The organism is Fibrisoma limi BUZ 3 (genome assembly GCF_000296815.2).
Taxonomy (GTDB): Bacteria; Bacteroidota; Bacteroidia; order Cytophagales; family Spirosomataceae; genus Fibrisoma; species Fibrisoma limi.
The window spans coordinates 165,595-181,564 of sequence record NZ_CAIT01000006.1 but is presented as its reverse complement, the minus strand read 5'-3'; the positions used below and the strand labels follow the sequence as shown (position 1 = coordinate 181,564).

The 15,970-nt window shown below is 53.0% G+C and carries 14 protein-coding genes; 8 read left to right on the top strand and 6 right to left on the bottom strand.

The annotated features are described in order from the left end of the window. Nucleotides 1–126 precede the first annotated feature (126 nt). On the bottom strand, nucleotides 127–297 hold the full coding sequence (locus BN8_RS33210) for a hypothetical protein (RefSeq protein WP_192579036.1): 171 nt from the start codon (nucleotides 295–297) through the stop codon (nucleotides 127–129). Nucleotides 298–788: 491 nt separating this feature from the next. Here BN8_RS33210 and BN8_RS08640 point away from each other — a divergent pair, with 491 nt between their 5' ends. The 7 genes from BN8_RS08640 to BN8_RS08610 all read left to right on the top strand — a co-directional run bounded on the left by BN8_RS08640 (nucleotide 789) and on the right by BN8_RS08610 (nucleotide 6,660). Beyond that, nucleotides 789–1,358, top strand: coding sequence for a dihydrofolate reductase family protein (locus BN8_RS08640; RefSeq protein WP_009281456.1), 570 nt, complete (start codon nucleotides 789–791; stop codon nucleotides 1,356–1,358). 255 nt (nucleotides 1,359–1,613) lie between these two features. Further along, on the top strand, nucleotides 1,614–2,402 hold the full coding sequence (locus BN8_RS08635) for an alpha/beta fold hydrolase (RefSeq protein WP_009281455.1): 789 nt from the start codon (nucleotides 1,614–1,616) through the stop codon (nucleotides 2,400–2,402). Nucleotides 2,403–2,479: 77 nt separating this feature from the next. After that, nucleotides 2,480–3,289, top strand: coding sequence for an AraC family transcriptional regulator (locus BN8_RS08630; protein ID WP_009281454.1), 810 nt, complete (start codon nucleotides 2,480–2,482; stop codon nucleotides 3,287–3,289). A gap of 146 nt (nucleotides 3,290–3,435) precedes the next feature. After that, on the top strand, nucleotides 3,436–4,287 hold the full coding sequence (locus tag BN8_RS08625; RefSeq protein ID WP_009281453.1) for an NAD(P)H-binding protein: 852 nt from the start codon (nucleotides 3,436–3,438) through the stop codon (nucleotides 4,285–4,287). 137 nt (nucleotides 4,288–4,424) lie between these two features. Then, nucleotides 4,425–4,958 carry an anthrone oxygenase family protein gene (locus BN8_RS08620; protein ID WP_009281452.1) on the top strand — a complete coding sequence of 178 codons (534 nt, stop codon included), beginning with the start codon at nucleotides 4,425–4,427 and terminating at the stop codon, nucleotides 4,956–4,958. Nucleotides 4,959–5,022: 64 nt separating this feature from the next. Next, on the top strand, nucleotides 5,023–5,718 hold the full coding sequence (locus tag BN8_RS08615; protein WP_040005904.1) for a helix-turn-helix transcriptional regulator: 696 nt from the start codon (nucleotides 5,023–5,025) through the stop codon (nucleotides 5,716–5,718). 72 nt (nucleotides 5,719–5,790) lie between these two features. Beyond that, on the top strand, nucleotides 5,791–6,660 hold the full coding sequence (locus BN8_RS08610; RefSeq protein ID WP_009281450.1) for an NmrA family NAD(P)-binding protein: 870 nt from the start codon (nucleotides 5,791–5,793) through the stop codon (nucleotides 6,658–6,660). 103 nt (nucleotides 6,661–6,763) lie between these two features. Here BN8_RS08610 and BN8_RS08605 read toward each other — a convergent pair whose 3' ends face one another. The 3 genes from BN8_RS08605 to BN8_RS31600 all read right to left on the bottom strand — a co-directional run bounded on the left by BN8_RS08605 (nucleotide 6,764) and on the right by BN8_RS31600 (nucleotide 10,230). Then, on the bottom strand, nucleotides 6,764–7,909 hold the full coding sequence (locus tag BN8_RS08605) for an epoxide hydrolase family protein (RefSeq protein ID WP_009281449.1): 1,146 nt from the start codon (nucleotides 7,907–7,909) through the stop codon (nucleotides 6,764–6,766). 105 nt (nucleotides 7,910–8,014) lie between these two features. After that, entirely contained in the window at nucleotides 8,015–9,223 is a 1,209-nt protein-coding gene (locus tag BN8_RS08600) for an epoxide hydrolase family protein (protein WP_009281448.1), read from the bottom strand. Nucleotides 9,224–9,363: 140 nt separating this feature from the next. Next, a complete protein-coding gene (locus BN8_RS31600) occupies nucleotides 9,364–10,230 on the bottom strand; it encodes a helix-turn-helix domain-containing protein (protein ID WP_009281447.1) in 867 nt (288 codons plus the stop codon). Between the two features lie 359 nt (nucleotides 10,231–10,589). On the opposite strand from BN8_RS31600, the gene BN8_RS08590 reads away from it, so the two are divergent. Further along, nucleotides 10,590–11,168, top strand: coding sequence for a hypothetical protein (locus BN8_RS08590; RefSeq protein WP_009281446.1), 579 nt, complete (start codon nucleotides 10,590–10,592; stop codon nucleotides 11,166–11,168). Nucleotides 11,169–11,195: 27 nt separating this feature from the next. Here BN8_RS08590 and BN8_RS08585 read toward each other — a convergent pair whose 3' ends face one another. Together BN8_RS08585 and BN8_RS08580 are read right to left on the bottom strand one after the other, a co-directional pair. After that, a complete protein-coding gene (locus BN8_RS08585; protein WP_009281445.1) occupies nucleotides 11,196–12,578 on the bottom strand; it encodes an efflux transporter outer membrane subunit in 1,383 nt (460 codons plus the stop codon). 188 nt (nucleotides 12,579–12,766) lie between these two features. After that, a complete protein-coding gene (locus BN8_RS08580; RefSeq protein ID WP_009281444.1) occupies nucleotides 12,767–15,940 on the bottom strand; it encodes an efflux RND transporter permease subunit in 3,174 nt (1,057 codons plus the stop codon). Nucleotides 15,941–15,970: the final 30 nt, after the last annotated feature.

Below are 15,970 nucleotides of genomic sequence, written 5' to 3'. Positions count from 1 at the left end.
AATGGTACTTAACCGTACTGGAGTCTGTTGCCGAACATTCTGTGAGTTTAAAAACAGCACGACAATGGTATTGGATAGAACTCCAACACCATCCGGTGAAAAGAGGAAGGTGCAAAAAGCCGATGGTCAGTTCGATTCGCCGATCAGCTTGACGCGTGTTTGCTGTTCTACAACCCGGATGATTCTTGTCCTGGTGCTAAGAGAAAAAAAGGGTAAGTCCAGGGTTTTTCTGATGTAAGCAATAAATGCCCGATCAAACGCATCATTGCTTGGCTTTGCGGTGAGTTCTATTTTCATGATAATAAAGTGAGTGTTAAAGTACTGAAGTGTGATGCAATTAAATAAAACTAAGTATTAGTACTCACAATATTTTAAAAAAATTTACTAATGTATCAAATTAATACGTCTTTATTTACATATTTTTAAACGATTTCGATCACCAGGATTACATCTTCACATTTTATACCATTAGTGTTTATACTCAAATAATTGGCATCACTACTTAGTTTGATAGTAATGCACTTATCTACGATTATATAGCTAACAGATTGCTCATTGCATAATGATTCAAACGTGGCTTCTCTGTGTCGGTTTTGTTCTATGGACCCACAATTACCCTTTCTAGTTTTGGGCTTGCTTACACACTAACTCTATGTCTGTCGCAGTTGCCCCCGCAATTTGTCGGACTGGCCACCCGTGCGCTCAAAAGGGTCAGTGTATCTTTGTCATAGAAGAGTACAGGCAGAGAAGCAGTACAGATTAACCAACCAACTATCGAATACCAAACAATGAGAAAGCTGAAATTACAAGTGCAGGTATCCATCGACGGATTTATCGCGGGCCCGAATAATGAAATGGATTGGATGGCGTTCGACTGGGATGATGAACTAAAGCGATTCGTTACCACCCTGACCGAACCGGTCGACTGCATTGTTCTTGGCCGAAACCTGGCCGAGGGATTCATTCCTCACTGGGCATCGGTAGCTGCCGATCCGGCTAATCCAGACGTTATGGCCGGCAAAAAGTTTACCGACACCCATAAGGTTGTGTTTACCAAAACACTCGACGAGTCCCCCTGGGCCAATACGGTTCTGGCCACAGGCGGGCTGGTTGATGAGATCACTACGTTGAAGAAACAGGCGGGTCAGGACATCATCGTGTACGGGGGCGCGCAGTTTGTAACCTCCCTGATTCAGCATAACCTGATCGACGATTACTACCTGTTCGTCAATCCGGCGGCATTAGGAAACGGCAAATCCATTTTCACCGATCGAACGAAGCTTACCCTGACAAACGCCAAAGCCTACGACTGCGGCATTGTTGTGCAGCATTATCAGCCCACAACCAGCGACGTTTAAGCATACTATTCGATTGACAGTAAACAACAAATGAGTGGACAAGGCACGTACTATGCCAACGCCAAAACCACAGCTACCCAAAACCTTTTCGGCGTCTTGTTTTTCAGGATGATCATGTTGTTACCGGCTCTGATCCGAACGATTGGCCACTACTCGTCCAGGAAAGCCCGGGAAAGCTTCCTGAATTTGTCGGCCGGTCGCAGAAAGCTGTCCAGACCAGGGAGACGAACGCGTAATTAACCAACTATCAACGATATGCAAAGCGGCTATGCGGAGGTCAACGGCCTCAGGATGTATTATGAGGTGCAGGGCGAGGGCGCGCCTATTGTGTTGATACACGGCTCATTTGGCACGTCCAATGACCTGGGCAAACTGGCCTCCCTGCTGGCTAAAAGCAGGAAAGTTATCATGCCCGAGATGCAGGGCCACGCCCGTACGGCAGACATCCCGCGCGAGCTGAGCTATGAAGCAATGGCCGACGACGTAGCTGGCCTTCTGAAACAGCTAAACGTAGAGAAAGCCGATGTGTTGGGGTACAGTATGGGTGGGGGTGTTGCGTTTCAGATGGGCATCCGCCATCCGGAGCAGGTAGGTAAACTCGTCGTTCTGTCGGGTGTCTACAAGCACGATGGTTGGTGGCCGGAAGCCGAAGCGGCTTTTCCAACCTTATCAGCCGACCTTTTAAAAGACACCCCCATCAAAACCCAATACGACTCGCTGTCTCCACACCCCGATAAATTTGATGCGTTTATCCGAAAAACCATCAGTATTGATCTGACACCCTACGACTGGACGACCGATGTAGAGCAGATAGCCAATCCTATTTATATGGTCATCGGCGATGCGGATGGGGTACGTTACGAACACGCTCTGGAGCTCATCTGCATGAAGGGAGGAGGTAAAATGGGTGATTCAGGCGATATGCCGGAATCCCGAATGGCTATCCTACCTGGCACTACCCACACAGGAATGCCGGAACGAGCCGAGTGGCTTGCCCCGATGATCAATGAATTTCTGGATGCAAAGACCGCTACCGGGCGCTAACAGCAGCCTATTTAACACGGTGAAACATAACGTATTAAAGGACTGATACGTTGATACTATAAATTGCTAAAACCGTCATGCAGTACGAACTCATTCCACCACCCCGTTCGCTCGACAACTACATCCGGTACTGCTGGCGATTAGAAAACGAAACGGGCAGTGCGCAGCCGAACACCCTCAACGTAGTAGCCGATGGCTGTCCCGGCATCCTTTTCGCCCAAAGCGGAGAGGTGCATCAAGACGGCAAGAAGCTGCCCAGGGTTCTTCTGTACGGTCAATCCACCGAACCTGCGCAGCTAAACCTGTCCGATACGTTCACGATGCTGGGCGTCTGTTTTTATCCCGATGCGCTGAAGGCATTGTTCGGGCTCAACGCATTTGAACTGACCGACACCTGTATGGATGTGGGTGAACTCCCCCGGGTGCGTGACACGCACCTGCTCGAACGACTGTGGCAGGCCACCTCAGCCAACCCATTTGATGTTCTGTTTGCGTATTTATCGGCCCATCTCCATCGCAACGACCCGGCCACTGACCCGGTAGTGGCCCAGGCTCTGGATCAGCTTATTAAAGAGGGCGGCAATGTATCGCTGAAGCAGTTGCAGAACAGCCTGCGGCTTTCGGAACGGAGCCTGGAGCGCCGGTTTAAGCAAAGCGTAGGTATTTCGCCCAAGCTGTTTGCCCGGATCTGTCGCTTTCAGGCATCGTTGCACCAATTGAAGAGCCGGGACTACGATAAACTGTCCGACATCGCCTTCGACAGTGGCTATGCCGACCAGTCGCACTTCACCCGGACGTTTAAAGAATTTACGGGAATCCTGCCGGAACAGTATCAACAAAAAGCCAATGTCCTGACCGAAAACTTCCCCGGCCTGGTGGCTGAGTAGCTGTCGGTTTTGTTCTATTGCGCCCGTTTCGACCACAGTAGTTTTGCTCAGCATTCAAGTTGGACGACCGATTCTACGGCCGATCAGCAGCTTGAATTCGCTAACAACCATAAAACTACTGATCGTTGCGATCAGGCATACAACAAATGAACAACAGACAACCGAAAGACAAGCAGCCAGTGTTCGTGCTGGGCGGTACAGGTAAAACAGGGCAACGGATCGTGCAGCGACTTCAGGAACGCAGGTGGCCCGTACGGATTGGCTCACGCACCAACAACCCGAAATTCGACTGGCTCGACCAGACTACCTGGAAACCGGCGCTGGAAGGTATCAAGGCGGTGTACATCTCATTTCAACCTGATTTGGCCGTTCCCGGATCGGATGATGCCATCCGGGCTTTCACTCAGACGGCCGTTCAGTGTGGCGTTAAGCAGTTGGTACTGTTGTCGGGCCGGGGTGAGCCAGAAGCACAGGTTTGTGAGCAGATTGTCATGAACGCCGGTGCAGACTGGACGATTCTACGGGCGAGCTGGTTTAACCAGAATTTCAGCGAGGGCTACCTAATTGAACCGATCCTGGAAGGCTTTGTAGCGTTACCAGCCGAAAACATTCCGGAGCCGTTTATTGACACCGACGACATTGCCGACGTAGCGGTGGCCGCGCTGACGGAAAACGGACACGACGGCCAGCTCTACGAACTGACGGGTCCGCGTCTGCTCACGTTTAAAAACATAGTTGAGGAGATCAGCCGAGCCACAGGCCGAAAAATCCACTACGAACCGATTTCGATTGACGCCTACAAATCGGCAATGGTTGAGCACGGTGTCCCGCAGGAGTACGTTGATCTGCTGACCTACCTGTTTACCGTAGTCCTCGACGGCAGAAACGCCAGCGTAGCCGATGGAGTCGAGCGAGCGTTAGGCCGCCAACCAATTGACTTTTCTGAGTATGCCCGTAAAACAGCCGCTACTGGCGTTTGGAATCAGGTAGTTGCTTGAATTGATTCGCATAAATAAAACACCCTTAATCCCTGGAGGGGGGTTAGCTCCCCCAAAAGCTAACACTCTGATATGTATAGCTAAATCCCCCTCCAGGGGGTTGGGGCATACTCATACACATCTTAAAACTAACAGTCATGATCCCCCTCCGCGACTCTGAACGCCTGTTCGACCCAACCCTGCCTAACGTAGTTCTGATGAGCGCGGCCGTGACCACAGCACTCATGGCCGGATTGTTTTATGCGTATTCCTATTCAGTAAGCCCCGGTCTGGCCCGGGTATCTGATACGGCCTACCTATCGACGATGCAGTCCATCAACCGGGCCATCCTGAATCCGGTGTTTTTCGTTGGATTCATGGGCACGCTTTTTCTGTTACCCCTGAGTACATGGCTTCAGTATAACCACCCGCCTTCGGCTCGTTTCTGTTTACTGTTGGGTGCTACACTGATGTATACCATCGGAGTTTTCGGCGTAACGACCCTGGGTAATGTCCCCCTGAACAATGCACTGGATGCTTTTAACATCGACTCGGCCACGCAGGAGGAAATTGCTGCCATGCGCGTACGATTCGAACAGCCCTGGAATCGGCTGAACAACATACGCACCCTGGCGGCCATTCTGACCGAAGTGCTGATTACGGCGGCCCTGATGAGCTCACGGACTCCCTGAGCAACAGAAGCAGTGAGTATTTTATAGAGCCGGTACGTTTCATTATCTGATCCATGATATGCTCATGAACAATAACGAAACGAAGCGACTTTCGCGACTCATTGCCATTCTGACGCAGTTACAAACCAAACGTCGGCTAACGGCTGTCGAGCTCGCAAACCGATTTTCCGTCAGCGTCCGGACGATCTACCGCGATATGAAGTCGCTGGAGCAGGCCGGCGTACCCATCGCGACGGAGGAAGGCAAAGGCTACAATTTACTCGAAGGGTACCGACTGCCCCCCATCATGTTTACGGAGGATGAGGCCAACGCCATCGTAACGGCCGGGCAACTCATTGCGCAAAATAAGGACGCTTCGTTTGTTCGGGACTATGCAGAAGCCGTCAACAAGATAAAGGCCGTACTCCGCTACAACACGAGGGAAAAAGCCAACCTATTAGCCGATCGGATGAAGTTTTACCAGAATCCCCAGCTCGAACGGTCAAGCGATTATCTGTCAATCTTGCAGAAAGCGTTGACTAACTTCAACCCCGTCAAAATAGCCTATCTCTCCCTCGGCAACGAACGTAGTGTTCGGGTAGTTGAGCCGTTTGCCCTGCTGAACACGCAGGAGAACTGGCTGCTAGTGGGTTGGTGTCACCTCCGAAATGCCTACCGAATCTTCCGGCTCGACCGGATTGAAACCATGACGGTGCTACCGGAGACGTTTGAGCCTCATAAACTCACGCTGGCCGATTATTTCAGTTCACTGGAAAAATAACGCCCAACCCCTGACATACGGCTGTCGCACGCCGTGTCGACGTTTGTGCCCAGTACAAAACTGTTAATTGTTATGCACATTCTGTTAGGAGGTACGGGGCGTGTGGGTTCCGTGGTAGCCCAGACGCTCCTTGAACGCGGGGAGTCGGTTACAATTATTACCAGCAAGCCAGACAAAATCGATGAATGGCAACGACGGGAAGCCAACGTAGCGGTGGTGAATGTCCTGCATACCCAGGCGTTACACGAGGTTCTCAAGACCGGCAACCGCCTGTTTTTGCTAAACCCACCGGCCGCACCGTCTACCGATACGGCCGCCGAAGAACGGAAAACGCTAACATCAATCCTGAGGGCATTGGACGGGTCGGGTATCGAGAAAGTGGTGGCCCAGTCAACCTACGGCGCTCAGCCCGGCGACCGCGTCGGCGACCTGGGCGTATTGTACGAGATGGAGCAGGCGTTACAAAACATGCAAGTGCCGGTCAGCATCTTACGGGCCGCTTATTTCATGAGCAACTGGGACATGGCGCTGCAAACGGCCCGGCAGGACGGCGTTGTCCATACGTTTTTTCCGACCGATTTAAAACTACCGATGGTAAGTCCGCTGGATATTGGCCAGGTAGCCGCCGACCTGATGATGGAACCGCTCAGCCAGACCGGGTTGCACTACGTGGAAGGGCCGGAACTGTATTCGTCAACCGACGTAGCCAATGCGTTTGCTAACGTACTAGAAAAACCGGTAACGGCCATCGAGACGCCCCCGGCACATTGGATAACCGCGTTAACATCCGTTGGTTTTTCGCAGCCAGCGGCCGAGTCGATGGCGGCCATGACCGAGATAGTTCGCAATCAAGCGTATGAATTACCAACCTCCCCGATACGCGGCAGCATAACCCTTAAGGAATACATTAACGAGTTGATAAGTAAGGGGTTGTCCAATTAATAAAATAAAGCCCTGCAACATGGTGAATTAATCATGTTGCAGGGCCTTCATCAAACGCCAGATGTGTCCACTTCTTTTCGCGAACGGAACGGACCAATCCTGGCTAAACCTCGTAAAAGAACGTACTGACGTCGTTTACCCACAAGGCCGGTACTTCCAGAGCGGCAAAGTGTCCCCCTTTCGGCATTTTCGTGAAGCGCTTTACGTTCACCATCCGTTTGGCCCAGTCTTCGGGAGTCGGAGCATCTGCCGGGAAGATGGCTACGCCGGTCGGCACGTCTACGTACTGAGCCGATTTAAGCCCCCCTTCGGTTGAATAAGCAGCCAACATCCCCTCCCGGTACGTTCGGATGGATGTATTGATCGTCTGGGTGACCCAGTAAATCATGATGTTGGTCAGCAGTTCGTCCTTCGTGAAGCTGTTTTCCAGATTACCCTGAGTATCGCTCCAACCGTAGAATTTCTCGACAATCCACGATGCCAGCCCCACCGGCGAGTCATTCAGCGCGTAGCCTAGCGTCTGCGGCTTGGTCGACTGGATCATGTTGTAAGCCCCTTCGGCATACCACCACTGCTGAATAAACTGACCAAATTCCTGCTCAGCGTGCGACATCGTCGACCAGTCTTCGGTACCCGTTGGATAGCCCACGTCCGTGAGGTGAATGGCCTGTACGCGGTCTGGGTACTGATTAGCCAACGATTTCGTAATACCCATGCCAAGATCGCCACCGGCCGCGACGAACGTGTCATACCCCAATACATCCGTCATCAACTTCGCCCACAGATTCGCCGTCACATCATCGTTGAGCGCGACGCGATCGGAAAACCCGAAACCCGGAATCGACGGCACGACCACATCGAAAGAATGCGCCGGGTTTCCCCCGTAACTCGCCGGGTCGGTTAGCATCGGAATGACTTTGTAGAAGCGATAGAAGCTATCCGGCCATCCGTGATTCAAGATCAACGGTTTGGGATTATCACCTTTGCCCTTCACGTAGACGAAATGGATGTTGATGCCATCAATGGTTGTTGTAAACTGCGGCAGTTCATTCAGGGCCGCTTCCTGTTTGCGCCAGTCATAGTTGTTTTGCCAATACTCCACCAACTCACGCAGGCACTGAGGATTGGTGCCGTAGTTCCAGTCCGCATGTTGGGGTTCGTCGGTCCACCGGGTACGTGTCAACCGCTGCTGAAGATCGTCCAGTACGTCCTGGGGAACCTGGATGGTAAACGGATTAAGTTGGGTCATGCTTTGGGGGATTGTTATAGATTAAAGATACGGGCCGACTGTGACAGCCCTATGTCAGCAGGAACTCGCTGGGAAGCAGAAGATAAGCGCTAATGGTATGTAGCGCTAATGGTTAAGCTGACCGAAGAACACCCGCACATCCGACACGTACTCGTTCGGGGCTTCCATCGCAGCAAAGTGACCGCCCTTGTCAAACTCAGACCAGTGGGGCATGCTTCCATCCCGGTCGACCAACCGGCGAATGGTGTTGTCAGCAGCAAACACGGCTACTCCCATCGGGATCACCTGCCGCTCCGATTCAGCGGCCGTCCACGAACTGCTCCCATCGTCACCGGCTGACCAATCCTGGTTAGCAGCAGCAGGGGCCGGATACATGTTTTCATAGATGAAATTAGCCGCTCCCGCTCCGTTGCCCATGAACCAGTACAGGCTGACATTCGTCAGCATCTGGTCAATATCAATGGCGTCTTCGGGAAGCACTTTTTGAGGATCAGTCCATTCTTTATATTTCTCCACAATCCAGGCTAACTGCATCACCGGCGAGTCATGCAAACCGTACCCGATGGTATACGGCCGCGTGGATTGGATCGCCTGGTAGCCGGTTCCTTCGCGAGTAAACGTATTCATCCGCTCCAGTCGGGTCTGGTCTGTCGTCGAGAGGTCGTTGGCGCGGGCCAGGATATCGAGTTCCTCGGCAGTCGGTTCGGGAAAAGGTTCGGGACCATTCAGATGAATACCGATGATGCGATCCGGATACATAACGCCCAGCAACGAGGCAATACCGGCCCCGGCATCACCCGCCTGCACGCCATACCGTTCGTAACCAAGCTGACTCATCAAAGCCCTAAACGCGTGGGTCGTGCGCATCAGATTCCAGCCAACCTCCGTCACAGCGGGTGACAACCCCAATCCCGGTAGCGAAATGGCGACAACGTGAAAGGCCGGTTCTGAGGCTGCCGGATTGGTCAACGGCTCGATGACCTTGATAAAATCAACCACCGAGCCGGGGTAGCCGTGGCATAACAAAAGGGGTTGAGCATCAAGGGTCGTCGACCGAACGTGAATAAAGTGGATATCCTGCCCGTCTATCTGAGTAATAAACTGCGGAAAGCGATTCAGGTCGGCTTCCTGTTTGCGCCAATCGAACGAATGCCGCCAATAAGCAGACAGCTTCTTCAGGTAACCGGCCGGAACACCCCGGCTCCAGTCATCATCGGGAAGTTGGTGCGGCCAGCGGGTGTTGTCAAGGCGTTGGTGCAGATCATCGAGGGCGGTTTGAGGGACTTGGAGGGTGAATGGATGTACGTTTTGCACAGGTGATAAGGGTATGGGGTAAGAATTGCTATCGAGTGCAAATTACACAACCCTCAGGCGGCCAGAACTGGCGTAATGTCGGTTAAAATGGTAGTTTTCGTCCCCAGACCTATAAGGTTTCAAAACCTTATAGGTCTTCTTTACTGCCTCCGATACGCTAACGGCGTCATCCCAACCCGATTTCGAAACGCTTTTGTGAAGTACGAGGTGTCGGCGTAACCCAGGTAATAGCAGATTTCCTGAACGTTCATACTGGTCTGGCGAAGCAGGCTTTTAGCTTCCAGAAAAACCGTATCCTCAATGATGGTCTTAGCTGATCGGCCGGTTTGGGCCAACAACACTTCGCTGAGGTATTTAGGAGTGATATGCAGCCGGGACGCATAGTAGGCAACCTCCTTTTTGACCAGAAACTCCTGCGCAACCAGCCGGTGAAACTCCTGCACCAATTGGTCCGCAGCCGACAAAGCCAGGTTCTGCCTCCCCTCTTTTCCCTCGTGAATCTTACGCACCAACAGCAACAAAGAGTAAGTAAGACTGGCCACGATATCAGGCTCATCGCCAAACTGTTTTAACACCTGAAAAAGCCCTTTTACTTTATTAATGTTGTCGTCGTCTAAGACAGTGACGTGGTTACCACCGGGCAGGAAAAAAGGAAGCGAAGCCCAAAATGAAGTATTGACTAACGGGGTTAACAACTCAGGCCGGAACAGAATTGTATCGGCCGGTACGTCGGGCGAGTCGTATTTCCACTGCGAAACAATGCCCGGTCCAATGGTGATCAACGCCCCTTCCTGCATTGGATACTGTCGGCTACCCACCTCGAACGAACTGCCCGATGCGTAGGTGAGGCCAATACCATAAAAGAAAGTGCGGAACGGAAACCGGATGGCCGCGTCGTGGTAGGTCAGGTGGTCGACCAGGATGTAGCCTTTGTCGGCATCGGTTGTATGATTTGTTGTGATGTAGGCGTAGACATCAAACGTATCAAGGTCCATTTTTTTATTCATACACGACTCAGTAAGCGACCCGGTTTCGGCTCAACAAATAGTCTACGAGCTACCTCATATACCGATCGGGATATCGAGCAGTAAAGAAGTGAATGGACAATGAATTTATCTTGAAAATCTTGCATTCTTATCAACTAGTCCGAGCTACCGATTATACTCAAAACCGCTTGACAGACAGCGGCCGTTTTCTCGTTCGCGTTAACGTCTGCTCACTAGGGCTAACTTCAGCGGCACACTCCCTTATCAGTTCAGAACCGAAATCCATTCATCCAGAGATTATACCACTTACGTAGTATGCTTTGCCTAGAACTTTGCTATACAATAGGTTAGCTTTAGTCAAAACAGCTTCCTTCTCCGCTATGAACACCGCTACAAAAATATTCCGATTCTTAGGCTGCACGGTCTACGCTTTCCACTTTATCAAAGTTAATTTCCTGCCCATTTTCGGCTTAGGGCTTGTTGCAGCCTTTGGGCGGGCTATTCAGTTGCGGGCATTCGGGCCAATCAGCCCCCTGGCTCATACATCGCTGGAGGTCGTGATTGAAAGCGCCCGCTTCCTGCTCTTTTTCTACGCGCTTGGGTTGACAAATGTAAGAACGGGCCTATCCAAACTTGTTCAGCTCGTCAGAAACAAAGCTGGACGAAGTTCAGGTTGGCGCCTGGCGATCAAAAATTTACGCCAGAACTGGCTTACCATGCTGGTCAACTTCGTTGCTTTTCTGCTTATTGCGTGGCTGTTCAATGCACTGATTAACCACATTGCCTACGAAACCTGTCTGTACATCACCCTGAAGGGTCGTCAGTTGATTTCGGAGCAAAGTTCAGAGTGGGCTTTGATTCTGTTCTTCAAGAACATTTCCGTCATTCCCTTTGCGTTGATTTTCCAAGCCATACTCATTCTTTGGCTTACCAACCGGTTGCCCAAGTCCTTAGCCTAATGAAACCTTCCATTCCAAACAACTTACTCACTGCCAGCCCCCACCTAAGGCCCGGTACACGCTGACCATGGCTCTCAGGCGCTGTTGTTTGACTTCGGCCAGCGTCAATTCGGCCTGTAACACATTGCTTTGGGCGGTAATCACTTCCAGGTAGTTAGCCAGACCACTTGTAAATAACAGCTTGGCGTTGGTGATCGCCCCCTTCAGGGTAACCACGCGGGCTGCGGCCACCTGTTCCTGCTGTTTCAGCTTTTCTACCTGAACGAGCGCGTCCGATACGTCCCGAACCCCGTTGGTAATGGCCTGCCGGAATTGAATAACGGCCTGTTCCTGCTGAATCTTAGCCACTTCCAATTGCGTTTTCAGCTGCCGACGCTGGAAGATGGGCTGCGTTAGGCCGCCCGCTACAGTGTAGAACAGCGAAGACGGCAGCACAAACCAGTTGCTGGCCCGGAAGGCATTCAATCCGCCACCGGCTGTAATGACCAGCGCGGGGTACATGTTTGCCTGCGCTACGCCAATCCGGGCATTGGCCGCGACCAAGCCCAACTCACTGACCCGAACGTCGGGGCGGTTCGCCAGTAGTTGCGCCGGGACGCCCGATAGCAACGTATCGGCCACCGGAAAAGCATCCAGGCGCGTCGAGCGGGGGACGCTGCCCGGCATGTCGCCCAGCAACTGCCGCAGGCCGTTCTCTTCAATGACAATGGCCTGTTCCAACTGTGTCTGGAGCAATGCCGCCGTTTGCCGTTGCGCCTGCGCCTGCTCGACGGCCAGTTCGGTTACTTCGCCCCCATCCTTCTGGAGCTGAATGACCCGCACAATCGTGTCGCTAAGAGCCAGGTTTCGCTTGGCTATGTCCAACTGCGCATCGAGCAACAACAGGTTGAAATACCCGTTGGCAACGTTCGCCACCAGGTTGGTTCGTACGGCTTTCGCGGCTTCTTCGGTTTGCAGGTAAGTGGCCCGCGTCGCTTCGTTCTGCCGCCGAATCTTACCCCAAATATCAGCTTCCCACGACAGGGCGATGTTGGCCGAATAGTCTTCCAGGTGCTTCGCCCCGAGAAAGTTTTCCAGACTTAGCCCATTCAGACTATTCTTGGACGGAGTGATGGTCGAAGCGGCAATCTGCCCATTGACCGCCGGTAGCAGGGCGTAGCGAGTCTGACGGACGTACGCCCGACTTTCCTCGATACGCTTCATCGCGATCTGCAAATCAAAGTTGCCCTCCAGCGACGTGCTGATCAATTGCTGCAATTCAGGGTTGCCAAAGAAATCGCGCCAGGGCACCCGAGCTACTGTCCCCGAATCAGTCGTAGCGGCCGACCGGAACCGCGTAGGTACCGCAACGTCGGGACGCTGGTAGTTTTGCCCGACTTTACAGCCTGCTAATAGGAGTACCAAGAGCATGAAGCTGATCACATGGTTGCCCCTAAGAATATGGATAGGTTTCATTGTATTATTCTCAAATTACTTTTGATTATCACCCCCAAGTCGTGCGCGACCCCGGCCCTGAAGGGGGCTAAGCCATCCGGGTCCAGAAGCCCCCTTCAGGGCCGGGGTCGCGCACGACTTGGGGGTGAGGTGTTTCATTAATTCTATGCATGTGTAGCGGCCAGTTCCTCTTCCAACTCGGGTTGAGGCCGTTGTTTGCGTCCGCTGATTCTCTCCTGTATCTTCTGGAAGATGACATACATCACCGGGACGATGAAGACACCCAGCACTACGCCCGTCAGCATACCCCCGGCCGTACCGATACTGATCGAGTGGTTCCCCTTGGCCGATGACCCCGTAGCGCTCATCAGCGGGATAAGTCCCACGATGAAGGCAAAGGACGTCATCAGAATCGGCCGTAGTCGCAACTGAGCGGCTTCCAGTGCTGATGCTATCAGAGCCATACCTGCCCGGCGTCGCTGAACAGCGTACTCGACAATCAGAATGGCGTTTTTAGCCAGCAAGCCGATGAGCATGATCAAACCGACCTGCACGTAGATGTTGTTATCAATTCCCGCCAGGTTGATCGCCCAGAACACGCCCAGCACACCCGTCGGCACCGACAGAATCACGGCCAGGGGCAGTAAATAGCTCTCGTACTGAGCCGCCAGCAGGAAGTAGATGAACACCAGACTAAGCAGGAAGATCAGGCCCGACTGGTTACCGGCCGAAATCTCTTCGCGGGTGATGCCGGTCCACTCGTAGGTGTAGCCGTTGGGCAGGTGTTTGGCGGCCACTTCCTCCACCGCCCGGATCGCATCCCCCGAACTGTAGCCGGGCTTCGGTATACCATTGATGACGACGGCATTGAACAGGTTATTGCGCGTAACCACTTCGGGGCCGTACACGCGTTTTAGAGAGGCCACCGTAGCCATCGGCACCATTTGCCCCGTCGAATTCTTGACGTAAATGCCGTTCAACGACGACGGATCGGTGCGGTACGGGCTGTCGGCCTGGGCAATGACCCGGTAGAACTTCCCGAACCGGTTGAAGTCCGAAGCAAACGTACTACCGTAATACACCTGCATCGTTTGCAGAACCTCCCCCGTCGATACGCCCAACTGCTTGGCTTTCTTGGCGTCAATCTCCAGCGAATACTGCGGTGTTCCCGTGTCAAAGGTGGTGAAAGCCGCGGCAATTTCTGGACGTTTGCCCAACTCGGTGAGGAATTGAGTAGCGGTACTGTTTAGCTTGTCGAGCTTGCCGGCCGTCCGATCCTGCAACACCATTTCGAAGCCGTCGACGCTACCAAAACCCGGCACCGTCGGGAAGGTAAATACGTCCACGTGGCCTTCGCTGACCTTCGCCAGTTCCCCGTTAATGGTCCCGATCACCGCATCCAGATTCTGAATCGGTCCGCGTTCGGCGTAGGGTTTCAGGTTGATAAAGCCAACGGCATACGACGGGCTAATGGAATTGGCAATGACGTTGAAGCCGCTGATCCCGTAATGACTGTGAACGGCGGGCATACTGCGCACAATCTGTTCCATCCGGTTCATGACTTTCTGCGTGCGCTGCAATGAAGCCCCCGCTGGTAATTTCAGCGAATAGACAATGAACCCCTGGTCCTCGGACGGGATGAACCCGGTCGGGGTTTTCCGCATCAGCCAGAACGTAGTAACCATGACCAGCACCAGACCGCTCAGACCAACCCATTTATGCCGGATCAACAGCCGGGTAATGCCCACATACCGCTTCGTTGTGGCCGCAAAGCCCGCATTAAACGCGGTAAAGAACCGACCGGCCAGGCCCTTTTTACCGTTCTCGTGCTCTCCCTCCGTGTGCTTGTTCGTCAGGAGCAGTGCGCACAGAGCCGGACTGAGCGTCAGGGCGTTGACTGCCGAAATGAAGATCGCAATGGCCAGCGTAAAGGCGAATTGCTGGTAGAACACCCCGGCCGGACCTTTCATGAAGCCAACCGGCACGAACACAGCCGCCATAATGAGCGTGATCGACACGATAGCGCCCGAAATCTCCTGCATCGAGCGTAACGTAGCCGACTTAGCCGACTGCTTGCCCTGTTCCATGCGCGTGTGTACGGCTTCCACCACCAAGATGGCATCGTCCACCACAATACCAATCGCCAGCACCAGGGCGAAAAGGGTCAGCAGGTTGATCGTGAAGCCGAATAACTGCATGAAAAAGAACGTACCGATAATCGCGACCGGCACAGCGATGGCCGGAATCAGCGTCGAGCGGAAGTCCTGCAGGAACAGGAACACGACGATAAAGACCAGTACGAAAGCCTCAATCAGCGTGTGCGAAACCTGGTCGATGGCTTCGTCAAGGAACGTTTTGGTGCTGTATTCAACCGCGTAGTGAATGCCTTTCGGAAACGATTTGGTGGCTTTATCCATAATCTCCAGCATCGCCACCTGAATGTCGTTGGCGTTGGAGCCAGCCGTCTGGTAGATCGCAATGCCGGTAGCGGCCTTCCCGTTCACTTTCGTGTTGCCGCTGTACGTGAACGAGCCAAATTCGAGCCGGGCCACGTCTTTCAGCAGAATCGTTGAGCCGTCGGTATTGGCTTTCAGCACAATCTGATCAAACTCTTCGGGCTTGGTGAATTTACCTTTGTATTTGATTACGTACTCAAACGACTCCGTGCTGCTTTCCCCAATTCGGCCAGGAGCGGCTTCGAGGTTCTGGTCCCGGATAGCCGCCAGCACTTCCTGGGGTGACAGCCCGTAAGCCACTAACCGATCCGGTTTCAGCCATACGCGCATGGCGTAATCCTTCACCCCAAACACGACCGCCTGACCGACGCCCTTAACCCGCTGTAACTCGGGAATGATGTTGATTTTGGCGTAGTTCTGTAAAAACGTTTCGTCGTAAACGGCCTCGGTGCTGATCAGGTCCAGGAACATGATCATGCTGTTCTGCTGCTTCTGGGTGGAGATACCAGCCTGTACCACTTCGGCGGGCAACAGGCTGGTGGCCTTCGCCACGCGGTTCTGTACGTTCACGGCTGCCAGGTCGGGATTGGTACCCAACTCAAAAAACACGTTGATCGCCACCGACCCATCGTTACCGGCCGACGAGGTCATGTATGTCATGTTTTCAACCCCGTTGATGGCTTCTTCCAACGGCGTCGCCACCGAACGAGCTACGACTTCGGAGTTCGCACCGGGGTACGATGCCAACACCTGAACACTCGGCGGGGCAATGTCGGGAAACTGCGCAACTGGCATGGTCACTAAGGAAATAACCCCCAGAATGACCAATAGAATAGAGATGACCGTCGCCAGAACCGGTCGTTCAATGAATATTTTAAGCATAGCGGATACTGGTTGCCGGGGTAGCTGATG